The sequence below is a fragment of the Vibrio sp. 1F253 genome (assembly GCF_041439295.1).
Classification (GTDB): domain Bacteria; phylum Pseudomonadota; class Gammaproteobacteria; order Enterobacterales; family Vibrionaceae; genus Vibrio; species Vibrio tasmaniensis_A.
In genome coordinates this window covers 13,779-36,081 of sequence record NZ_JBGONU010000024.1, presented here as the reverse complement: position 1 = coordinate 36,081, position 22,303 = coordinate 13,779, and the positions used below count along the sequence as shown (strand labels likewise).

Sequence of the window (22,303 nt, the reverse complement as noted above, 5' to 3'; positions counted from 1 at the left end):
TCGCCCAATATAACGGAATTAAGAATCGATGAGTGATTATAAAGATACCCTGAACTTACCAGAAACAGGGTTCCCAATGCGCGGCAATCTGGCAAATCGTGAACCAGAAATGCTGAAGCGTTGGTACAAAGAAGATCTTTACGGCGAAATCCGTAAGGCAAAGAAAGGTAAAAAATCTTTCGTGCTGCATGATGGCCCTCCATACGCGAACGGCGACATTCACATTGGCCACGCGCTGAATAAGATTCTTAAAGACATTATTATCAAATCTAAGACCCTTTCTGGTTTTGATGCACCGTACATCCCAGGTTGGGACTGTCACGGTCTTCCAATCGAGTTAATGGTTGAGAAGAAGAAAGGTAAGCCTGGTCAGAAGATTTCGGCTGCTGAATTCCGCGAAGAGTGTCGTAAGTACGCTGCGGGCCAAGTTGAAGGTCAGAAAGAGAGCTTCAAACGTCTTGGTATCATGGGCGAGTGGGATAAACCTTACCGCACTATGGATTTCGGCACTGAAGCGAACATCATTCGTTCTCTAGGCAAAATCGCAGACAAAGGTCACCTTCTTAAAGGTTTCAAACCCGTTCACTGGTGTACTGACTGTGGTTCTGCTTTGGCTGAAGCTGAAGTTGAATATAAAGATAAAGTGTCTCCATCTATCGATGTGAAATTTACAGCAGCTGACGAAGCGGCGCTTCTAGAGAAATTTACTCTAGCGGAAGGTCACGCGGGTCAGGGCGAAATCTCTATCGTTATCTGGACGACAACACCGTGGACTCTGCCTGCTAACCGCGCAGTATGTTTACGTGATGATCTTGAATACGTACTTATCCAAGTTGAAGCGAATGGCGAACAGCCAGCTCAACGTATCGTTGTTGCTTCTGAACTAGCAAAAGACGTAATGGATCGTACAGGTATCGAGCACTTCCATAACCTTGGTTTTGCGACTGGTGCTGATCTTGAGCTTTCTCAGTTCAACCACCCGTTCTACGATTTTACTGTTCCTGCTGTTCTTGGCGACCACGTTACAACGGATTCAGGTACTGGTGTGGTTCACACTGCGCCTGGTCATGGTCAAGAGGATTTCGTGGTTGGTAAGAAGTACGACCTAGAAATCGCTAACCCAGTAGGCTCAAACGGCGTTTACCTGCCAGATACTGAGCTATTTGCTGGTCAGCATGTATTCAAAGCGAACGATTCTGTTTTAGAAGTTCTAAAAGAGAAAGGTGCACTACTGCATCACCACGCTTACGAGCACAGCTACCCACACTGTTGGAGACATAAAACTCCAATCATCTTCCGTGCAACACCGCAGTGGTTCATCTCTATGGATCAAGCTGGCCTACGTGCAAAAGCACTAGAGTCAACGAAGAGTGTTGAATGGATGCCAGAATGGGGTCAAAGCCGTATCGAAGGTATGATCGAAGGTCGCCCTGAGTGGTGTATCTCTCGTCAACGTACTTGGGGTGTGCCAATTGCTCTGTTCGTTCATAAAGAAACATCAGAACTTCACCCAGATAGCCCAGCTCTTATTGAAAAAGTAGCGAAGCTTGTGGAAGAAAAAGGCATTCAAGCTTGGTGGGATGTCGATGCTGCTGAACTGATGGGTGCTGAAGACGCTGACAAGTACGAGAAAGTACTTGATACGTTAGACGTATGGTTCGACTCAGGTGTAACGCACTTCTCTGTTGTGGATTCTCGTGAAGAGTACAACTTCCCGAATGAAGAAAGAACGCACAGTGCTGATCTGTACCTTGAAGGTTCTGACCAACACCGTGGCTGGTTCCAGTCATCTTTGATTTCATCTATCGCGATGAAAGACGAAGCACCATACAAGCAAGTGCTAACGCACGGTTTCGTGGTTGATGGTAACGGCCGTAAGATGTCTAAATCTATCGGTAACGTTGTTGCTCCTAAAGATGTAACCAACAAGCTAGGCGCAGATATTCTACGTCTATGGGTTGCTTCTACGGATTACACTAACGAAGTTGCGGTTTCTGACGAGATCCTTAAGCGTTCTGCTGATGCATACCGTCGTATTCGTAACACGGCTCGTTTCTTCCTAGCGAACTTGAACGGTTTCAACCCTGAAACTGACCTAGTGCCTGCTGAAGAAATGGTCGCACTTGATCGCTGGGCTGTTGGCCGTGCTCAAGCTGCACAAGAAGAGATTGTTAAAGCATACGGTGAGTACAACACTCACGGTGTGACTCAACGTCTAATGCAGTTCTGTTCTATCGAAATGGGTTCTTTCTACCTAGACGTAATTAAAGACCGTCAGTACACAGCGAAACAGGGCAGCCATGCTCAACGTAGCTGTCAAACGGCACTTTACTACATCGTAGAAGCTCTAGTTCGTTGGATGGCGCCTATCATGTCGTTCACTGCAGATGAAATCTGGAACGAGATGCCTGGCGAACGCGACACGTTTGTATTCACAGGCGAGTGGTTCGAAGGCCTATTTGGTCTTGCTGACGACGAAGAGCTAAGCAACGAATTCTGGACTGAAATCCAGTCAGTTCGTGGCGCAGTGAACAAGCTTCTTGAAGATGCTCGTAAAGAGAAAACGATCGGTGGTGCATTGCAGGCTGAAGTGACTCTATACGCTGACGACGCACTGGCTGCTAAAATCAACAAGCTAGAAGATGAGCTACGTTTCGTACTTATTACTTCTGCTGCGGTTGTTAAACCACTTAGCGATAAGTCTGATACAGCTCAAGCGACAGACGTTGAAGGTCTGTACGTTGAAGTTGCAGCAACTGAAGCTGAGAAGTGTGACCGTTGCTGGCACCACACTCCAGATGTAGGCACAATTGAAGGTCACGAGAAAGTTTGTGGTCGTTGTGTGTCGAACATCGACGGTGAAGGCGAAGTGCGTAAGTACGCATAACGACTCAGAGAAAGACTGAACTTTTTGTAAAAATCATAGCCCCAGTACCAACTGGGGTTATTTTTAATTATAGGAAATGTGTTTAGCCAAGTTTGGTAATCAAGGTCACTTAAATTGAGTAACAGTGAATACCAAATTCGTAAATACTAGGAATAGAAATGAGTGAAGTTTCGTTAAAACAATCTGGTGTGCGTTGGTTATGGTTGGCTCTACTGGTCTTCCTTGCTGATATCGGTATCAAACTTTTTGTTATGGACAACATGGGTTATGGCTGGGCAAACCGTATTGAGGTGTTGCCATTCTTTAACTTTTTGTACGTGCATAACTACGGTGCAGCATTTAGCTTCTTGAGTGATCAAAGTGGTTGGCAGCGCTGGTTATTTACTGGTATCGCATTTGCAGTAACGGGGATGCTGACGTACTGGATGAGCAAGCTACCAGCAACAGATAAGTGGAACAACATTGCTTATGCGATCATCATTGGTGGCGCTGTTGGTAACGTGTTCGACCGTGTTGTACATGGCTTTGTCGTCGATTACTTAGACTTCTATTGGGGTACTTACCACTGGCCTGCATTTAACCTAGCGGATATGGGAATCTGTATCGGCGCCGCGATGATCATCTTAGATGGTTTCCGTAAGAAAGATGAAAGCCAATAGACTACTCAGACATTAATGAGTATCAAGCAAATCGCTTTGTAATAGATTGTCCTAAAGTCAGCCTATGACTCACAGAATAGGATAGCCCTAAGCGCTGTCGGTTGATTCCGACGGCGCTTTTTTTTATGCTGCAATTAATATCAATCGTAGTAAATAACTACTCTCCCTAGTTTGCTAAAAGCCTCGATAACTTCGTTAGAATTTTTGATTGTAGAATAACTACTTATCGAAAAACTCTGCCTTGTTCTCAAGCCTTTTCCCTGAACTATGTCTGAGTACTTACTTACTGTGATTGATATGATATGAGAGCGAAGCAAAATGCATTCTCAAATAATAAAGAAATCTAAGGAAAGTAACGTGGCAGCAATTAAAAATGATTCAGCAGTAACTCTACATTTTACGATTAAAATGAAGGATGGTTCAGTTGCCGATAGCACCGAAAATATGGGTAAGCCTGCAAAGTTCGTGATGGGTGATGGCAGCCTAAGTGAGAACTTTGAACTGTGCCTGATTGGCCTTGAAACGGGGACTGAAAAGTCTATCGAATTGAAGGCGGAAGACGCGTTTGGTATGCCAAATCCAGATCATATTCATCATATGGATCGTGCTAAGTTTGTTGGCGATTCTGAAGTCGAGGTTGGCACTATTATGGCTTTCTCTGGTCCTGATGGTATGGAAATTCCAGGTATTATCACTGAGATCGCGGGTGATTCAGTGACGGTTGATTTTAATCATCCATTAGCAGGCCAAGACGTTACGTTTGACGTTAACATCTTAGCTGTGGACTAACTGTCTTAACGGTGGAGTAGCTATCTTAGCGGTTAATCACTATCTTAACAGTAGAATAATATCGCCTTACAGGTGTGATGCAACCCAGAGCTTCACTGTCTAGGCGCTTCACTGTAGAATGCGAACCTCGCTGACAGCGAACTCTATAGAAACAACCTTAGTACCGCGGTAAATGATGAGCAATGAAATGAAAATAATGTTAGCTAACCCTCGTGGCTTTTGTGCCGGTGTCGATCGTGCGATCAGCATCGTAGAGCGCGCACTAGAAATGTATCAGCCACCGATCTATGTTCGCCATGAAGTGGTGCACAACCGCTTTGTTGTAGAGGGGCTCAAGCAGCGTGGTGCTATTTTTGTCGAAGAACTGAGTGAAGTGCCAGACGACAATATCGTGATCTTCTCTGCTCACGGTGTTTCTCAAGCTGTTCGTAAAGAAGCGAAAGAGCGTGAACTCACGGTATTTGATGCAACATGCCCATTGGTAACCAAAGTTCATATGGAAGTTGCTCGTGCGAGCCGCAAACATATGGAAGTGGTATTGATTGGTCACGCTGGTCATCCTGAGGTTGAAGGCACTATGGGTCAGTACGCTAGCCAAACTGGTGGTATGTACTTGGTTGAAAGACCAGAAGATGTACAGAACTTAGTCGTGAACGACCCGAGTAACTTACATTACGTTAGCCAAACCACGCTGTCAGTTGATGAAACGGCGGATGTGATTGAAGAGCTGCGTCGAGTGTTCCCTGAGATCCAAGGCCCACGTAAAGACGACATCTGCTACGCGACTCAAAACCGTCAGGACGCTATTCGCGAGATGGCCGGTGATGTTGATGTCGTGATTGTTGTCGGTTCTAAGAACTCATCGAATTCAACACGTTTGAAAGAGCTGGCTGAGAAGCTAGGCACGCCAGGTTATCTAACCGACTGCCCTGAAGATATTCAAACTGAATGGGTTGAAGGGAAAAAGAAAATCGGTGTAACTGCCGGTGCTTCTGCTCCTGAAGAGCTAGTAAACCAAATCTTAGATCGTATTCGTGAGCTGGGTGCAACCGAAGTTGAAGAGATTCAAGGTCGTGAAGAGAACATGTTCTTCGAAGTACCGAAAGAGCTGCAGATTAAGCAAGTCGACTAATCTCTATAGATTGGCGACAAGATCGATTCGTAACTCTATCGATTCGCAAACACTATTGATTTGTAAACAGCAGGAAGCCAACGTTGATACGTTGGCTTTTTTGATCGTGCTTTGGAACAAGTCGTCTAACGTCTAACTTCTAACTTCTAACTTCTAACTCGTTACTGGAGACCGAGTAGCTCCTTTAGTGTCTTGAGGTAGCGGCGGCTGACAGGCACTTCAAAACCAGTCAGCGTGATGATCTCCGCTAATCCATTTTCCAACAGTTTGATCTCTTGGATCGATTTTATGTTGATCAAATACTGTCGATGACAACGGATCAAATCGGTTTTTTCTTCCAAGATCTTTAGCGTTAACTGTGAGGTCGCCGTTTGTGAGGAGCTACGAACATGCACACCACTGATATCCGAATAAGCGCACTCGACCGTTTGGCTCGCCATGATCACAATGCGGTTATGGCCGATACATGGGATCTGTTCTAAACGGCACGGAGCAATGGCAGAGATGTCTTGTTCCGGCGCTTTGTGGTTCTGCTTGATGACCTTATTCAGACGACAAACACTCTTGTTTAGTCGACAAGGTTCGACCGGCTTGAGTAGGTAATCAAAGGCATTGTCTTCAAAGGCTTGAATCGCATATTGGTCGTAGGCAGTGACGAATACAACGTAAGGCATGGTGTCTGGATCAAGCATGCTTAACAGTTCGATTCCGGTAACCTGCGGCATTTGGATATCCAAATACACCACATCAGGCTTGAGCAGATTGATCTGTTTCAGTCCTTCGATCGCGTTACTCGCTTGGCCAATGATTTCTACTTGTCCGGTTTCAGTGAGTAGTTCAATCAGCTCTTCGCGAGCAAAAAGCTCATCATCGACAACTAATGCCTTTAACATCCTACAATCTTCATTTTGGTTCTATCCCTGCTTGTTTCACGCTTTTCTTTTAAATGTCTGCTTCTAAATGTTTCAACTCGGAGTGATTCGTCTCCGAAAATGCCTTTATTTCAGTATAGGTATGATAAAGCTCATTCGAGTAAATTGCTGTGGTTGAGATTCTATTTTTAGTGCTGAATCTTGTCCAAAAAAATTAGTGAGTCGTTTATCAACAATCTCCATACCTAATCCAACGTGATCTTGGGATGGCTTCTGATAATTACCAGCATTGTCTTCAACGATTAACTTGAATCCACCCACTAAAGCCTCGCTATAGATCTTCACTTTGCCGCCTTCTAGCATGTTAGAAATCCCATGTTTGATGGCATTTTCTACTAGCGGTTGTAGGGTAAAGCTTGGCAGTTGCGACTCATACAGTTGCGGGTCGATATCCCATTCCACTTCTAATCGATCGGTAAAGCGTGCCTTCTCTATGGTTAGATACGCATTAACGTGTGCCAGTTCATCTTTGAGTTTTACCGTGTTGATGTTCTGCTTCAGGTTACTTCTAAAGAAGTGAGACAGATGTTGAATGAGCTCACGTGCTTTATCAGGGTCACGACGTGTAACGGCACTGATGGTGTTAAGTGCATTAAACAAGAAGTGTGGGTTCACCTGTGCATGCAGCAGTTTGATTTCCGCTTGTGTCAGCAGCGTTTGCTGCTGCTGATAGTTGCTAAATAGGATCTGGCTCGACAATAGCTGAGCGATACCTTCACCCATCGACATATTGATGGTCGAGAACAGCTTCAGCTTTGGCTCATACAGTTTGATGGTTCCGATGACTTCGTTTCCTGCTCTTAACGGGATAATTAGCGCTGAGCCTAACTTACAATCTTGCGAAAGGGAGCATTGGTATGGATTCTCTTTGCCATCAAGGTAGATGATGTCGTTCTGTTCCATCGAAGTGAGCGTGCTCTGCGATGAAATAGGGGTGTTCGGAATATGGTGTTCATCACCAATGCCGATGAAAGCGAGAATTTTTTCTCGGTCGGTGATCGCCACCGCACCAACGTTGGTCTCTTCGTAAATGATCCGCACGATTTTTTGCGCATTATCTGAATTGAATCCTCCATGCAAAATACCCACTGAACGCTCGGCGATGGTTAATGCGCGACGAGAGAAGGTTGCAGAATATTTTTCGAAGATGGTTTTACGGTCTTGGATGATGCTCATGAACAGTGCCGCACCCACAGAGTTTGCGATGATCATTGGTGCGGCAATATCGGACACTAAGGCATAAGATTGCTCGAATGGTTTCGCGACCGCTAAAAGAATGAGCATCTGAATAATCTCTGCAAACAGGGTTACCGAGAAAACCACCAATGGATTAAATAGCTGGCTGGCTTTGTTCTTTCTAACCAAGTAAACGTGCAATAGGCCGCCAATCAAGCCTTCTGCTGTGGTGGAAATAGCACAAGCCAAGTCTGTGAAGCCGCCTAATGAGTAACGGTGAATACCGCCAGTAAAGCCGACGGCAAAGCCAACGACAGGGCCGCCAAATAGACCACCCATGACCGCACCCATCGCGCGCGTATTGGCTATCGCGTCATTAATCTGCAGTCCAAAATAGGTGCCCATAATACAGAATAGGGAAAACAGAACGTAGCAGCTTATTTTATGACTTAAGCGTGAAGAGATGCTCAACAAAGGGAGAATCAACGGGGTTTTACTTAGCATGTAAGCTATTACTAAGTAGACACAGGTTTGTTGCAGCAGAGAGAGAATGAGTTCCATATTTTCACCAATTGAGATGCTTGCTAAGTGTAAAGCTCATTGAGGCTGAAAGGTAGCTTTGCTTTTTGCAGGTTGTCTTTCTTTTATAAAGTGGAAACTAACGTATTCAGTGGTTATGGATAAAATAATAAAGCCCATCATACATGATGGGCTTTGATCTTAGATTCCAGTTCATCAAAGATGTGGTGGAACAAGCGAAGTGTTTTTGGCTTTCTTATTCTCCTCTTTCTATGAAGAGTGAGAATATTTCGGGAAAGCTAAGCTGTTTTTGTTACGGGCTTTGCTTCCTTTTCTGATTCTTCATCAGCAAGGTCGGTATCGCCTTTGCCTTTTGAAATTTTGATAACGTAAGCTGCGATACCGAATGCACTCACTACGCCGATGATGGTTGAAAGCTGCATTGGCAGACCGAAGCCTAGCTGGCTGTTGTTCAGGATGAATGTAATACACACAGAAGTCATGAACACAGCTGGAACCGTTGTTACCCAGTGCAGTTTATTGTGACGAAGTAGGTAAGCCGAAGCTGTCCATAGCATCATGACTGCTGTTGATTGGTTAGCAAAACCGAAGTAGCGCCAGATGATGCCGAAATCTACTTGAGTCAGGATGCCACCAAGAACGAATAGCGGTAGAGCCATTAGTAGTCGGTTACGCAGTGTTTTCTGTTCCATGTTGAAGTATTCAGCAAGGATAAGACGGCTTGAACGGAACGCTGTGTCACCAGAAGTGATAGGTAGGATAACCACGCCAAGGAAAGCAAGGATACCGCCAAATACACCCAGTAGGCCAAATGAAGCGCTGTATACCACGTTACCTGGGCCGCCGTTTGCAATCGCGTCAGATAAAGACTCAACTGAACCGAAGAACGACAGAGCAAGTGCACACCAGATTAGAGCGATGATGCCTTCACCAATCATTGCGCCGTAGAACACGAAGCGACCGTTCTTCTCGTTTTCCATACAACGCGCCATCAAAGGAGACTGAGTTGCGTGGAAGCCAGAGATAGCACCACAAGCGATAGTGATGAATAGAGCAGGCCAAAGTGGTAGGTCATTCGGGTTCATGTTGGTGAACATGTCTTTCATCTCGAAGCCGCCCATTATTTGGTGCTCGTCAGACAGACCAATCGCAGTGATTAAGCCAACAGACATGAAGATAAGCAGTGCACCGAACAGTGGGTAGAAGCGACCAATGATTTTATCGACAGGGACAATCGTTGCGATGATGTAGTAAGCAAAGATGATAACAACCATGGTTGTTGCAGACATCGCGAAATCAGTTTGGTCGTTCACTAGGTTAGTGATCATGCCTGCAGGAGCAGATACGAATACCACGCCAACTAGAAGCAGTAGAACAATGGCAAAGATGTTCATAAAGTGTTTTGCGCCATTGCCTAGGTAACGTCCAGTGATAGTTGGAACTGAAGCGCCACCATTACGGATAGATAACATACCTGAGAAGTAGTCGTGTACTGCACCTGCGAAGATACAGCCTAGCACGATCCAAAGCATCGCTGCTGGGCCGTAAAGGGCACCCATGATAGGGCCGAAGATTGGACCTACACCTGCAATGTTAAGCAGCTGAACTAGGTAAACCTTTGGCGTCGACATCGGAACGTAGTCCACGCCATCTTGTTTGGTGTGAGCAGGTGTTTGACGCTTTTCATTGATACCGAAAATCTTCTCGATAAAGGCACCGTAAATAAAGTAGCCACCAATGAGTGCTGCAACACAGGTAAGAAACCACATCATAATTTGTTATCCCTGAATGTATTAATTAAGTCAGGGTGTATATTAAAGAAGAGTATGAGAAGAAACTTCCGCTATGAGAGTGAGTGGTCGAATAGTCAATTAAGTGGTGTTATAACTGATTGAGTGGTTTGCTACGTTTGTAGAGCGGTTGGTTATTCGTGTTGAGAAGTGCCTTACTTCTGACAAGTGGTGACTTATCAGCTTTAAGCGGTCACCAATAGATATCAGTGGCAGATAGCAGACATCAGTGGACATCAGCCAGTGTTCAGCGGAGAATCACCACAAAGATAACGCTTCATCAGGAAGTGGCTAGGTAAATATAAAGGATTGAAATGAAAAAAATAATCGCACTATTCGCCGTGGCATTTAGCCTTGCAGGATGCAGCGCCAATGTTCAAGATTTAGCAGCTGAAGGCAATTGGCAAGAGATTGGCTATCGTGATGGTATCAAAGGCCACACTCAGCGTTCTTATTCAGATATGGCCGAGCTTGGCGGAGTCGATCAAGCTAGCTATACAGAAGGTTATCACCTAGGTGTGACTGAATATTGTAATCCGAACCATGCTTATCAGATTGGTTTATCTGGTCAAGTGTATGAAGGCGTGTGTTCTGGTACGGAAGACGCTCAACGTTTCCGTATGGAATGGCAACGTGGCTGGGATGAGTTCTCGAACGATTATTAAGCCCAAGCTAGCGATAACAAATGAAAACTAAAAGAGACCAGTACTGCATGTGTACTGGTCTTTTTGTATGTAGCGAGAGTAACGCTCAACAGTATAATGCCAATCGTAGTAAATAACTGTTCATCCTAGCTGGTTAAAACACTCGATAACATCGTTAGAAATTTTAATTGTAGAATAACTACTTATCGAAAATTTCTGCCTTGTTCTCAAGCATTTTTCCTGCGCTATTTATAATCACTTACTTACTGTGATTGGTATCAGCAGATTACTGATTATTCTCGACCGCTTTTCTCAAGAAGCCATTTTGTTTATCAAGCTGAGCCTTGGCCAGTTCTAAATCTAGCCCTGTTAGAATCATCAAAATCGATAGCTTCACATCGTAATCAGTCGCTTTAAGTGTCGACACCGCCAGTGCTTTCTCGCACTCCGTTGCTTGGATAACGATACGAGCAGCGCGGGCAACCAACTTTTCATTGGTCGCTTTTACGTCGACCATCAGGTTTTGGTAGCTCTTACCAATGCGAATCATGCTGGCTGTGGTCAGCATATTAAGCACCAGCTTTTGTGCTGTCCCTGATTTGAGTCGTGTTGAACCCGTCAATGCTTCTGGGCCAACCACCGGGCTAATTGCGATTTGAGCGATTTCAGCAATCGGAGAATCAGGGTTACAAGACAATGCAACCGTCACTGCGCCAAGTTGATTGGCATAATTGAGTGCACCAATCACGTAAGGTGTACGGCCACTGGCTGCAATGCCTACCACGACATCGTTTTCTGTAAATTGAATGGCTTTCAGGTCTTCAATACCGAGAGTCAGCGAATCTTCCGCTCCCTCTTTGGCTTTTAAAATCGCTTCTGGTCCGCCAGCGATTAAGCCGATAACCATTTTGTCTGAAACACCGAAAGTCGGAGGGCACTCTGAGGCATCTAATACACCTAATCGACCACTGGTGCCTGCACCCATATAGATCAGTCGGCCACCGTTTTGAAAGGCGTGAGCGATCTTGTCAACCGCTTTCGCGATCAGTGGTAATTCGGCTTCGATCGCCAGTGGTACCTGTTTGTCTTGTTGGTTAATCTTTTCAACCACTTCGAGAGAGGTGAGTAGATCAATATCCATAGTGTCAGGGTTTCTCCCCTCCGAAACGAGGTGCGAGAGCGCTGATATGAGAGCGTCGTTACTCATAATGATCCTTAAATGGTGATTCTAAAATTGTTTAGACAGCATCGCGAAGTCAGTATTGTTACTAAGTTAGCACGGCTATCAAGTTAATCTGCACGATAGAGAACGCCTAGAGAGGCCGCTCTGCTTGCGCCAGTCACTTCTGGTAAATTGCTTGGCAGTTGATGAACATGACGTTGAGCAAGCCACGCAAAGGCCATAGCTTCCATATAATCGGCATCAACGCCTTTACTGGTGGTTGACTCAACCTCCCAGCTAGGAAGCAGTTCAGACAGTCTCTTCATCAACAATGGATTTCTCGTACCACCGCCACACACATAGAGTGCAGGTTGATCACCCAAGCGATAAGTCTCCACTTCATTCGCTATCGTCAATGCGGTGTATTCACAAAGTGTGCGCTGAATATCTTCTGTCGCAAGATCTTTAAATTCTGTTAATTGTTGCTCTAGCCAAGGTAGGTTGAACAGTTCTCTACCAGTACTTTTCGGTGGCAGTTGAGATAGATAAGATTCACTTAGAAGCTGTTCGAGCAAGGCTTGATTCAGTTGGCCTGTTAGCGCGAACAGTGCATCACGGTCAAACTTATCACCTATGTGTTTATCAACCCAAGCGTCCATCAACATATTGCCGGGGCCTGTATCATAACCAAGAGTAGGCTGATTCGGGCGCAGTACTGAAATATTCGAGATACCACCAATATTCAAGACTACAACCGAGCTGTCTCGCGGGTGAAAAATCGTATGGTGAAACGCGGGGACTAATGGCGCACCTTGTCCGCCAAGCGCCATGTCTTTGCGTCTGAAGTCGGCAACAGTTTGAATATCTGTTTTAGCGGCAATGATATTAGCGTCACCCAACTGCATGGTAAATGGCGAAGTACCGGTTGGCTGGTGGAATACTGTTTGGCCATGGTTCCCAATCGCAGTCACAGAAGATGCAGGCGTACCTGACTTATCGAGAAGTTGCAGAACAGCATCAGCAAATAGATGACCAAGCTGGTGGTCTAGTTCGCCAATGGCAATCAAATCCGTTTTCTGACCAATACAAACTTCAAGCAGACGCGCTTTGAGATCATCAGGCATTGGGAACTCATCATGAGCGAGCAATGTGATGCGCGAATCTTCAATCGAAACCAAGGCCGTATCAACACCGTCCATACTCGTCCCCGACATCACACCGATATACAGTTCTTTACGATCCATTCCTAAGCTCTTGCACTGCATTCTTAAAGTCTTCCACAGATTGGTTTAAAAACATTGTAAAGCAAATTTAAAGAGAATAATCTCGGGAAGTTTATGAAATTAGGTTTAATAAGGGATAAATATGGGACCGTTGTGGGTAGATGTCGCGGGCTACGAACTGACAGCTGAAGACAGAGAAATTTTAGAGCACCCAACCGTTGGTGGTCTCATCTTATTCGCTCGAAACTACCACGATAGCAAACAGCTTTCGGCGTTAAATAAAGAGATCCGCAAGGTAGCGAAACGTCCTATTTTGATTGGCGTTGACCAAGAAGGCGGCCGAGTTCAGCGCTTTCGCGATGGTTTTTCAATTATCCCTGCAGCTCAAGAATTTGCGACTAAGAACGATGGTGAGCAGTTAGCAGAACAAGCCGGCTGGTTGATGGCGGCGGAATTGATTGCCCATGATATCGATCTGAGCTTTGCGCCGGTATTAGACAAAGGCCACGACTGTAAAGCGATTGGTAGCCGAGCGTTTGGTGAAGATATTGATACCATTGTTCGTCACAGCAGCGCTTTCATCAAAGGCATGAAGTCGGTTGGTATGGCGACAACAGGCAAGCACTTTCCAGGACACGGTGGCGTGATTGCTGATTCGCACCTTGAAACGCCTTACGATCCTAGAAACGATATCTTTGAAACAGACATGGCCATTTTCAAGGCGCAAATTGAAGCCGGAATATTGGATGCCATGATGCCAGCACACGTGGTTTTCTCTCACTATGATGATCAACCAGCGAGCGGTTCACTGTATTGGCTGCAGAAAGTATTGAAGCAGCAGCTTGGATTCAAAGGCTTAGTTTTTTCTGACGACTTAACGATGGAAGGCGCGGCCATTATGGGCGGACCAGCAGACAGAGCGAAAGCAGCTTTGAATGCTGGCTGTGACATGGTGTTGATGTGTAATAAGCGAGATGCACAAATTGAGGCTCTTGATCATTTAGCGATTCAAGAGGTGCCTTTAGCCAACTCATTGCTTAAAAAGCACAGCTTTGATTTATCGACGCTTCACTCGGATAGTCGATGGAAAGAGGCCTCAGAGCAAATTAAGCGAATGTTAAACGCTGGGTGATAAATAAACACTCTATAAGTTTGAAGAAGGCGATATGAGAAATATCGCCTTTTTTGTATGTGTGAGGTGCAGTTTAAGCTGGTTTGTGTATCAGAGTGAATTAAAGAGGGTGTGTAAGTTTTAATTTACATTAAATGTTTTTTATTGTTTACACTTGCAATCGTTTTTGTAGTTGTTATTGTGTTTTTAAAGATTGTCAGCCCAAATGGAAATGTTGGGTGTAAAAATAAATATACAGGTTGAGTTATGCAGAAAAGTGAATTAAGCAATGTCAATATCATCGACGAACAGGTACTGATTACTCCTGAGGAGTTAAAAGCAAAACTGCCTTTGAGTGATAATGCTCGTCGTTTCATTCAAGAGTCTCGTCAAACTATAGCAAACATCATTCATAAGAAAGATCATCGCATGCTTGTAGTATGTGGCCCATGTTCTATCCATGATATTGAAGCTGCGAAAGAATACGCGAAACGCTTAAAAGCTTTATCTGAGCAGCTTAGCGACCAACTGTATATTGTAATGCGTGTTTACTTTGAGAAGCCTCGTACTACTGTTGGTTGGAAAGGCTTGATCAATGACCCTCACCTAGATGGTACTTTCGATATTGAGCATGGTTTACATGTTGGTCGTGAGTTACTTGTTGAACTTGCTGAGATGGAAATCCCACTAGCGACGGAAGCGCTAGATCCAATCAGTCCGCAATACCTAGCAGATACATTCAGCTGGGCTGCAATCGGCGCTCGTACGACTGAATCACAAACCCACCGTGAAATGGCGAGTGGTCTTTCAATGCCAATCGGCTTTAAGAATGGTACGGATGGCAATCTAGGTACTGCAATCAATGCAATGCAGGCGGCTTCTTCTAGCCACCGTTTCATGGGTATCAGCCGTGAAGGTCAAGTCGCACTACTAACGACGCAAGGTAACCCAAATGGTCACGTAATTTTACGTGGCGGTAAGCAGACGAACTACGATTCAGTATCGGTACACGAATGTGAGCAAGAGCTGGGTAAATCTGGCTTAGAGGCGGCACTAATGGTCGACTGTAGTCATGCGAACTCTCGTAAAGATTTCCGTCGTCAACCGCTGGTGGCTGAAGATGTCATCCATCAGATTCGTGAAGGTAATAAGTCGATTATCGGCCTGATGATTGAGAGCCATATTAACGAAGGAAACCAATCTTCAGATATACCTCTCAATGAGATGAAATACGGTGTATCTATTACCGACGCGTGTATCAATTGGGATTCAACTGAGGCACTATTGAAACATGCACATACGGAATTAGTCCCGTTCTTAGAGAACCGCTTGAAAGGTTAGTCAGAGTTTAAATTTAAGTGCCTCATCTAATGGGGCATTTTAAGATCTGTTGCTAACGAACCTGCATCAGTGCGGGCTTTTAGATTGGCACGGGCTTATAGATGAGTAAGGAATAAAATGGCCGTTGAACTGAACGAATTACGCGACCAAATCGATGCTGTCGATAAACAAATGTTGGATTTACTGGCTCAACGACTGGCTCTAGTGGAGAAAGTCGGTGAAGTAAAAAGTGAACATGGTTTACCTATTTATGTACCGGAACGTGAAGCCGCGATGTTGGCATCTCGTCGTCAAGAAGCCGAGAAAATAGGAGTACCACCGCAGTTAATCGAAGATATTTTACGTCGTACGATGCGTGAGTCTTATGCCAGTGAAAAAGATTCTGGTTTTAAGTGCCTTAACCCAGAGTTACGTTCAGTGGTTATCGTTGGTGGTAATGGTCAGCTTGGTGGTCTGTTTGGCCGTATGTTCAAGCTTTCTGGTTACGAAGTGAAAATCCTTGGCAGCCAAGATTGGGACAAAGCCGATGAGATCTTAGATAATGCTGGCCTTGTGGTTGTAACGGTTCCAATTCACCTGACAGAAGGTGTGATTGCGAAGTTGGGTAACCTACCAAGCGATTGTATTCTGTGTGATTTGACGTCGATTAAATCAAAGCCTCTACAAGCCATGATGAACATGCACCAAGGCCCTGTGGTTGGATTACACCCAATGTTTGGTCCAGATGTTCCAAGCCTTGCGAAACAAGTGATTGTTTACAGTGATGGGCGTGGCTCTGAAAGCTACCAATGGTTGCTGAATCAATTTGGTATTTGGGGCGCGAGCCTTTGCCAGATGGATGCTGCGGAACACGATCACGGCATGACTCTGATTCAAGCTCTTCGTCACTTCACTTCTTTTGCTTACGGCTTGCACCTAAGTAAAGAGAACCCGAACATTGATCAACTTTTGAAGTTAAGCTCGCCAATCTACCGACTTGAGATTGCGATGGTTGGTCGTCTGTTTGCTCAAGACCCGAACTTGTACGGTGATATCATTCTTTCTTCAGATGAGAACATTGAGATGATTCGACGTTTCCATAGTCGTTTCGGTGAAGCATTGGAAATCTTGGATGGGAAAGATAAAGCTAAATTCGTTGATAGCTTTAATCAAGTCAGTGATTGGTTTGGCGACTACTCGCAGCAGTTCTTGCAAGAGAGCCAAAGTCTTCTAAAACAAGCACATGACTCGATTCATCGTGGCTAATTACGATTTGAAATCATAAAAAAGAGCGACCATCAGGTCGCTCTTTTTGTTTGTACTGAATGCTATGAAAGCATTTGGTCTACTGTAGGCTAAAAGCAATTAGAACATCATAGGCCAAATCAATAACCAATAACTAGTTAGTCGTGATAGGTTTCTTACTATCTTCACTCGATACGGTGTCTATGGTCGAGCTAATGTAAGGCACGTTAGTCAGGTTGATCTGCAAGCGAACCACATTATCAATCAGTTGAACCAATGGACCCCACTTAACCTTTTTCTCTTTCTCAAACACGTAGTTGAAGTTCTCAGGTGTCCAATCCATCAAGTATTGAGGGTTCAATGAACGACCAAGAAAGCGTACCTCATAGTGCAAGTGTGGCCCGGTTGAGTTACCTGAGTTACCACAGCTCGCAATCACATCGCCTTTACTCACAAATTGACCGCTACGTACTTTGAACTTCTGTAGGTGCGCATAAGAGCTCATGAAACCGAATGAGTGACGCATCGTTATAAAGTTACCGAAGCCCTTCTTACTTGGGCGCACGGTTTCAATTACGCCATCTGCTGGCGCTACTATATCTTCACCACGCTTACACGTTAGGTCGATACCAGTATGAACGTGGCGTTTACCTGTTATAGGGTTAGAGCGACGACCATAAGAGGATGATATGCGTTGATAAGCCATAGGGCTGTCATTTGGAATTAAACGAAACATTGTGGCTCTGACTGCCGAATCTACTGCAGCTGCATCAATTCGGTCTTCTAAAGAGACGTCATCAGTCAGCGGCTCTTCATCGGTCAGGCCAAGCACTGATTCCACATCAAATACACGCTTACCAAGTAACTGAATAGTGCCTTCTTTCTCGGTTAATGCTTGAGACAGTGAGTGATTGGTTTCTACCTGCTCAGCGTAAAGAAAGTCGGTTTGTTCTTTTTCAACAATAAGTGTTTCAATCAATTGTTGTGCATCATCGGCTTGGAGGGCGAGTTCTTGTTTACCCTCAAAGTGCATGTATGCAGCTCCGCCAATCAATAGAGGCACTGAAAAAAGGGCTGTGGTACATATTAGTACGGCTTTTCGACCGAAATAAAACGTCTGATCCCCTTGGGTTAAGGGGATTGTAATGGAAACTTTTTTAGACATGGTTCTGTATTAACTAAATGCTTCTAATAGAAAAAGGGGAATGGAGACGTCACTCACTACCTAAATCGGTAAGGTGTTCAATCTCTCTATAAAGCAGTTCATCGTCGCCAACGTTAAGTTCCACAAGGCGCTTAAGGTGGCTGATACTATCAATATCTAAATGCTCTATACGTAAACGCATTGAGGTATTGATGGTCGAGACTATCGTTGCTTCTAACTGAATATTGATATCACTGCTTTCGAGCTTAAAGCTGACTTGAACAGGAATGTCAGTTCTGAGTTGCTGTAATTTATCGCATTGAATGAGTAGGCCATGAAGAGATAAGTCTTGTACTGAGCCTGATACATTTACGTTCCCTTGTGATATATCAGTCGGGGTTTGATAAACAACTCGTGAAAATTGACGTCTTTCAATCATAACTAATCTCTCTATATCAATACGTAACATATAACCAGATATATCAAAGGCCGCTATTATCGCGGCCTTTGTTCAAAATACAAGCTTATTTACTTTGCAATACGTTTGTATTTGATGCGGTGAGGTTCTGCCGCTTGTGCACCTAGAGTCTTTTTCAGCCACTCTGTATATTCAGTATAGTTACCTTCGTAGAAGTTAACTTGACCTTCATCACGGTAGTCTAAGATATGGGTCGCAATACGGTCAAGGAACCAACGGTCATGCGAGATAACCATTGCACAGCCAGGGAACTCAAGTAGTGCTTCTTCAAGAGCTCGTAGTGTCTCAACATCAAGGTCATTGGTTGGTTCATCGAGTAGCAGTACGTTACCGCCCGCTTTTAGCAGTTTCGCTAGGTGAACACGGTTGCGTTCACCACCAGAAAGCTGACCGATGATCTTTTGTTGGTCGTTGCCTTTGAAGTTGAAACGAGAGCAGTATGCACGAGCAGGGATTTCGAAGTTGTTGATCTTAATGATATCAGCGCCTTCAGAGATCTCTTGGAATACTGTTTTTGTGTCGTCCATGCTGTCACGGAACTGATCAACAGAAGCAAGCTTAACCGTTTCGCCAAGTTCAACTGTGCCTGAATCTGGCTGTTCTGCGCCACTTAGCATCTTGAATAGTGTTGATTTACCCGCACCATTGGCACCAACGATACCAACGATAGCGCCTTTAGGCATGCTGAATGATAGGTCATCGATAAGAACGCGATCACCAAATGACTTCGTTAGGTTCTTAACTTCAAGTACTTTGTCACCTAAACGCTCACCTGGTGGGATGAACAATTCGTTGGTTTCGTTACGCTTCTGGTATTGGCCAGTCGTCATTTCTTCAAAACGAGCCATACGAGCTTTAGACTTAGCTTGACGACCTTTAGGGTTTTGACGAACCCATTCAAGTTCTTTCTCAATCGTTTTTTGACGTGCGCTTTCGCCAGCTTTTTCTTGCTTCAAACGCTCATCTTTCTGTTCTAGCCAAGATGTGTAGTTACCTTCCCATGGGATACCTTCACCACGGTCAAGTTCTAGAATCCAACCTGCAGCGTTGTCTAGGAAGTAACGGTCGTGGGTAATCGCCACAACAGTACCGCTGTAATCAACAAGGAAATGCTCAAGCCAAGCAACTGATTCTGCATCCAAGTGGTTGGTTGGTTCATCAAGAAGCAGCATGTCTGGCTTCTCAAGAAGTAGACGACAGATAGCAACACGACGACGTTCACCACCTGATAGGAATTCGATTTTCGCATCCCACTCAGGAAGACGAAGTGCATCTGCAGCTCGCTCTAGAGCTGTCTCTAGGTTATGACCATCTTTTGCTTGGATCAGTGCTTCAAGCTCACCTTGCTCTTTCGCTAATGCATCGAAATCTGCATCAGGTTCTGCGTAAGCGGCATATACTGCGTCGATGCGCTTAAGTGCGTCAGCAACATCTGAAACCGCTTCTTCTACGATTTCACGAACGGTTTTTGATTCGTCTAGTACAGGTTCTTGAGGTAGGTAACCTACTTTTAGACCTTGTTGTGCACGTGCTTCACCATCAATATCAGTATCAATACCAGCCATGATACGTAGTAGGGTAGATTTACCTGAACCATTTAGACCCAAAACACCGATTTTAGCGCCAGGAAAAAAGCTAAGAGAAATGTCTTTAAGAATTTGACGCTTAGGTGGAACAGTTTTGCTCACCCGAGACATGGTATATACGTATTCAGCCATTGCCGATCGATCCTAATTATTGTTCAAAATTGTTTGCTATTTTATACCAATATCCTCAAAGATGTTACTCCTAGGACAGAAAAGCCATTCTTGAACTAATCCTCACCTATTATTGTCACATTGGTCATTAAAACTATATTTAATAAGCTTTCGAGGCGATGTGTTAAATATTAACAATATTTACACTCAAACTCTTTACATTTGATGTGATGTCGGGCGTAAATAGACTTCACGTATTCATACACGCACTAAGGAAAGAGCGAATGTTTTTTCGCATTGGTAATACGAAAATTGCTGTCGCTGCATCGGCAATTTTGTTTTCATTTTCACAGGCTCCAATGGCTATGGCCAGCAATGCTTCCGAGCTTGAAATGCAGCGTGATGTTTATGATAGAGCGCAAGAGGTTTTAGACAACCGTGATCTAAAAGCTTATTCAGCACTTCGTAATAAAATTCAAACATACCCGTTAACACCTTACACTGACTATCGCGCCTTTTTATTGGGCTTAGGTGATCGAACGCCAAGCGAGGTGGATGCTTTTATTGAAGAGAACAAAGCACTGCCGTTTTCCAATCGTATACGAGCGCCTTATTTAGATTTATTGGCGGCTCAAAAACAGTGGAAGACGATCCTTGAGTTTCAAACCCAAGAGCCTGTTGGTGAAAAATATCAATGTATCTATTACCGCGCTAATTATGAACAAGGTAATCAAGATCTCGCCTTTAAAGGTGCGAAACAACTTTGGTTAAGTGGCAGTGGTGTTGATGATAACTGTGATTCACTTTTCGAAAGTTGGGATGAAGCGGGCTTAAGAACGGATCAGCTGATTCTGGACAGAATGCTTTTAGCGTTCGAGAGTCGAAACGGTAAGTTAATGAGCTACTTGGTTAAGCAATTAGATCATGATGAGTCAATTACTCAAGCGAAGCAGATGAAGGCGTTGTACAACAAGCCTGAAAATGTACTCGCGTTTGCTAAGAAGCACCCAGCGAATGAATTCTACCAAGCTCAAACTGAATTTGGTTTCGAGAAGCTAGTAAGGAAATTCGCAAGCAGCGCTCAAGAGGTTTTTGATGATGTTGTGAAAGCTCAAAAATTTTCGAAAGAAAAATCCCAAGAGCTCGCGGATTACCTAGCGTTCCGCTTGATCAATACCGACTCTGAAGAGTTGATGGCGTGGCGAGACAAAATGCTCGCGAGTTCATCAAAGCAAGTCTTGTTGGAAAGACGTGCTCGCTTAGCGATTCAGCATGCCGATTGGACTGGCTTGAAAGAGTGGATTGCGCGCTTAGATGATAAGCATCAGGCTTCGCTTCGCTGGCAGTATTGGCAGGGTAGAGCTGAGATTGCACTAGTCGATACTGCTGAAGGTAATAAGCGACTGTCAGACATTTTGGGTCAGCGTAATTTCTACAGTGTGGCTGCCGCTAAGCAATTAAATAAGCCAGTTAGCTATCCAACGTCGACCCTTAAATACAGTGCAGAAATGGTGAAACCATTCGACACTTCTTTGGTTCGTATCGGTGAGCTGATTGAGCGAGATAAAATAGCGGCTGCAAAGAGTGAGTGGCGCTGGTTATTAAGTCATGCAGATAAAGAGCAAAAAGCGATGCTTGCAGCTCATGCTGCGACACAGCGATGGAATCACTTTACGGTAACGGCGAGTATTTCTGCGAAGATGTGGGATAACATTGCGTTACGTTTCCCTGTCGCTCATAAGTGGTGGTTTAATTTCTATGCCGAGAAGCACGATCTTGATCCAATTACTTTGATGTCTTTAGCAAGACAAGAGAGTGCGATGGATTCAGAGGCTCGCTCTCCAGTTGGCGCGCGTGGCATCATGCAAATTATGCCAAAGACGGCACAATACACGGCCAATAAACATAAGATTAAGTACCAGGGCAGCGATGATCTTTATGATGTCGGCAAGAACATTGAGATTGGTAGCCACTATCTAGATGGCCTACTCGCTCAATATGATGATAACCGCATCTTCGCATTTGCCGCGTATAATGCTGGCCCTAGTCGTGTGAAACAGTGGCGATCACGCAGCGATGAAAAGCTCGATGCTTTTGCTTTTATCGAGATGATCCCATTCAAAGAGACTCGTGGTTACGTTCAGAATATCTTGATGTTTGAGACTTACTATCGAGATCTCCTGGGTGAGAAAGGGACGTTTTTAGCGCCCCATGAGGCAAAAACGAAATACTAAGCTCTCTGCATTTTTCTCCAAGCTGAGTAATATTAAAGGCAGTGAGTGCGAACCATTTCCACTTACTGCCTTTTTACATTGGATCACATCAAGTGTTTCGGTATAAAGTGTTCGACGCTTTCAATCGTTAAGCGACTCTT

The 22,303-nt window shown here is 44.6% G+C and carries 17 protein-coding genes; 9 read left to right on the top strand and 8 right to left on the bottom strand.

Features of this window, described 5'->3' with window-relative positions:
- Positions 1–28 precede the first annotated feature (28 nt).
- The 4 genes from ileS (at position 29) to ispH (ending at position 5,467) form a co-directional block, all read left to right on the top strand.
- Positions 29–2,887, top strand: a complete 2,859-nt coding sequence (gene ileS / locus ACED28_RS13305) for an isoleucine--tRNA ligase (protein WP_017098348.1) — start codon at positions 29–31, stop codon at positions 2,885–2,887.
- A gap of 158 nt (positions 2,888–3,045) precedes the next feature.
- A complete protein-coding gene (lspA, locus tag ACED28_RS13300; RefSeq protein WP_009848445.1) occupies positions 3,046–3,546 on the top strand; it encodes a signal peptidase II in 501 nt (166 codons plus the stop codon).
- A gap of 357 nt (positions 3,547–3,903) precedes the next feature.
- Positions 3,904–4,335, top strand: a complete 432-nt coding sequence (fkpB, locus tag ACED28_RS13295) for an FKBP-type peptidyl-prolyl cis-trans isomerase (RefSeq protein ID WP_017098349.1) — start codon at positions 3,904–3,906, stop codon at positions 4,333–4,335.
- Positions 4,336–4,510: 175 nt separating this feature from the next.
- Positions 4,511–5,467 carry a 4-hydroxy-3-methylbut-2-enyl diphosphate reductase gene (ispH, locus tag ACED28_RS13290; protein WP_012603278.1) on the top strand — a complete coding sequence of 319 codons (957 nt, stop codon included), beginning with the start codon at positions 4,511–4,513 and terminating at the stop codon, positions 5,465–5,467.
- Between the two features lie 161 nt (positions 5,468–5,628).
- On the opposite strand, the gene btsR is transcribed toward ispH, so the two are convergent.
- From btsR to ACED28_RS13275, 3 genes are all read right to left on the bottom strand, one after another.
- A complete protein-coding gene (gene btsR / locus ACED28_RS13285) occupies positions 5,629–6,360 on the bottom strand; it encodes a two-component system response regulator BtsR (protein WP_371710033.1) in 732 nt (243 codons plus the stop codon).
- A gap of 105 nt (positions 6,361–6,465) precedes the next feature.
- Positions 6,466–8,136: a LytS/YhcK type 5TM receptor domain-containing protein gene (locus ACED28_RS13280; protein ID WP_371710032.1), complete on the bottom strand. Its 1,671-nt coding sequence runs from the start codon at positions 8,134–8,136 to the stop codon at positions 6,466–6,468.
- Between the two features lie 257 nt (positions 8,137–8,393).
- A complete protein-coding gene (locus ACED28_RS13275) occupies positions 8,394–9,887 on the bottom strand; it encodes a carbon starvation protein A (RefSeq protein ID WP_371710031.1) in 1,494 nt (497 codons plus the stop codon).
- A gap of 332 nt (positions 9,888–10,219) precedes the next feature.
- Here ACED28_RS13275 and ACED28_RS13270 point away from each other — a divergent pair, with 332 nt between their 5' ends.
- Entirely contained in the window at positions 10,220–10,570 is a 351-nt protein-coding gene (locus ACED28_RS13270) for a DUF2799 domain-containing protein (RefSeq protein WP_009848451.1), read from the top strand.
- 265 nt (positions 10,571–10,835) lie between these two features.
- Here ACED28_RS13270 and murQ read toward each other — a convergent pair whose 3' ends face one another.
- The gene (gene murQ / locus ACED28_RS13265; protein ID WP_371710030.1) at positions 10,836–11,756 is read right to left on the bottom strand and encodes an N-acetylmuramic acid 6-phosphate etherase; all 921 of its coding nucleotides are present in this window, start codon (positions 11,754–11,756) and stop codon (positions 10,836–10,838) included.
- 83 nt (positions 11,757–11,839) lie between these two features.
- Positions 11,840–12,955 carry an anhydro-N-acetylmuramic acid kinase gene (locus tag ACED28_RS13260; RefSeq protein ID WP_371710028.1) on the bottom strand — a complete coding sequence of 372 codons (1,116 nt, stop codon included), beginning with the start codon at positions 12,953–12,955 and terminating at the stop codon, positions 11,840–11,842.
- A 121-nt stretch (positions 12,956–13,076) separates the two neighbouring features.
- Here ACED28_RS13260 and nagZ point away from each other — a divergent pair, with 121 nt between their 5' ends.
- From nagZ to tyrA, 3 genes are all read left to right on the top strand, one after another.
- Positions 13,077–14,066, top strand: a complete 990-nt coding sequence (gene nagZ / locus ACED28_RS13255; RefSeq protein WP_371710027.1) for a beta-N-acetylhexosaminidase — start codon at positions 13,077–13,079, stop codon at positions 14,064–14,066.
- Positions 14,067–14,312: 246 nt separating this feature from the next.
- Positions 14,313–15,386, top strand: a complete 1,074-nt coding sequence (locus tag ACED28_RS13250; protein WP_017059354.1) for a 3-deoxy-7-phosphoheptulonate synthase — start codon at positions 14,313–14,315, stop codon at positions 15,384–15,386.
- 117 nt (positions 15,387–15,503) lie between these two features.
- Positions 15,504–16,631, top strand: coding sequence for a bifunctional chorismate mutase/prephenate dehydrogenase (gene tyrA, locus ACED28_RS13245; RefSeq protein ID WP_135384510.1), 1,128 nt, complete (start codon positions 15,504–15,506; stop codon positions 16,629–16,631).
- Between the two features lie 133 nt (positions 16,632–16,764).
- Here tyrA and ACED28_RS13240 read toward each other — a convergent pair whose 3' ends face one another.
- From ACED28_RS13240 to ettA, 3 genes are all read right to left on the bottom strand, one after another.
- Positions 16,765–17,775, bottom strand: a complete 1,011-nt coding sequence (locus ACED28_RS13240) for a M23 family metallopeptidase (RefSeq protein WP_371710026.1) — start codon at positions 17,773–17,775, stop codon at positions 16,765–16,767.
- Positions 17,776–17,824: 49 nt separating this feature from the next.
- Complete coding sequence (locus ACED28_RS13235) at positions 17,825–18,193, bottom strand: PilZ domain-containing protein (RefSeq protein ID WP_065680294.1); 369 nt, start codon at positions 18,191–18,193, stop codon at positions 17,825–17,827.
- A gap of 89 nt (positions 18,194–18,282) precedes the next feature.
- Entirely contained in the window at positions 18,283–19,950 is a 1,668-nt protein-coding gene (ettA, locus tag ACED28_RS13230) for an energy-dependent translational throttle protein EttA (protein ID WP_009848459.1), read from the bottom strand.
- 263 nt (positions 19,951–20,213) lie between these two features.
- On the opposite strand from ettA, the gene ACED28_RS13225 reads away from it, so the two are divergent.
- Entirely contained in the window at positions 20,214–22,163 is a 1,950-nt protein-coding gene (locus ACED28_RS13225; RefSeq protein WP_371710025.1) for a transglycosylase SLT domain-containing protein, read from the top strand.
- The last annotated feature ends 140 nt before the right edge of the window (positions 22,164–22,303 follow it).

Coding starts and splice junctions, on each gene's coding strand:
- ACED28_RS13235 (WP_065680294.1), bottom strand. CDS start 18,193: ATGATTGAAAGACGTCAATTTTCACGAGTTGTTTATCAAACCCCGACT.
- ACED28_RS13280 (WP_371710032.1), bottom strand. CDS start 8,136: ATGGAACTCATTCTCTCTCTGCTGCAACAAACCTGTGTCTACTTAGTA.
- ACED28_RS13240 (WP_371710026.1), bottom strand. CDS start 17,775: ATGTCTAAAAAAGTTTCCATTACAATCCCCTTAACCCAAGGGGATCAG.
- tyrA (WP_135384510.1), top strand. CDS start 15,504: ATGGCCGTTGAACTGAACGAATTACGCGACCAAATCGATGCTGTCGAT.
- ettA (WP_009848459.1), bottom strand. CDS start 19,950: ATGGCTGAATACGTATATACCATGTCTCGGGTGAGCAAAACTGTTCCA.
- ACED28_RS13250 (WP_017059354.1), top strand. CDS start 14,313: ATGCAGAAAAGTGAATTAAGCAATGTCAATATCATCGACGAACAGGTA.
- lspA (WP_009848445.1), top strand. CDS start 3,046: ATGAGTGAAGTTTCGTTAAAACAATCTGGTGTGCGTTGGTTATGGTTG.
- ACED28_RS13270 (WP_009848451.1), top strand. CDS start 10,220: ATGAAAAAAATAATCGCACTATTCGCCGTGGCATTTAGCCTTGCAGGA.
- nagZ (WP_371710027.1), top strand. CDS start 13,077: ATGGGACCGTTGTGGGTAGATGTCGCGGGCTACGAACTGACAGCTGAA.
- murQ (WP_371710030.1), bottom strand. CDS start 11,756: ATGAGTAACGACGCTCTCATATCAGCGCTCTCGCACCTCGTTTCGGAG.
- ispH (WP_012603278.1), top strand. CDS start 4,511: ATGAGCAATGAAATGAAAATAATGTTAGCTAACCCTCGTGGCTTTTGT.
- ACED28_RS13260 (WP_371710028.1), bottom strand. CDS start 12,955: ATGGATCGTAAAGAACTGTATATCGGTGTGATGTCGGGGACGAGTATG.
- btsR (WP_371710033.1), bottom strand. CDS start 6,360: ATGTTAAAGGCATTAGTTGTCGATGATGAGCTTTTTGCTCGCGAAGAG.
- ACED28_RS13275 (WP_371710031.1), bottom strand. CDS start 9,887: ATGATGTGGTTTCTTACCTGTGTTGCAGCACTCATTGGTGGCTACTTT.
- ACED28_RS13225 (WP_371710025.1), top strand. CDS start 20,214: ATGTTTTTTCGCATTGGTAATACGAAAATTGCTGTCGCTGCATCGGCA.
- ileS (WP_017098348.1), top strand. CDS start 29: ATGAGTGATTATAAAGATACCCTGAACTTACCAGAAACAGGGTTCCCA.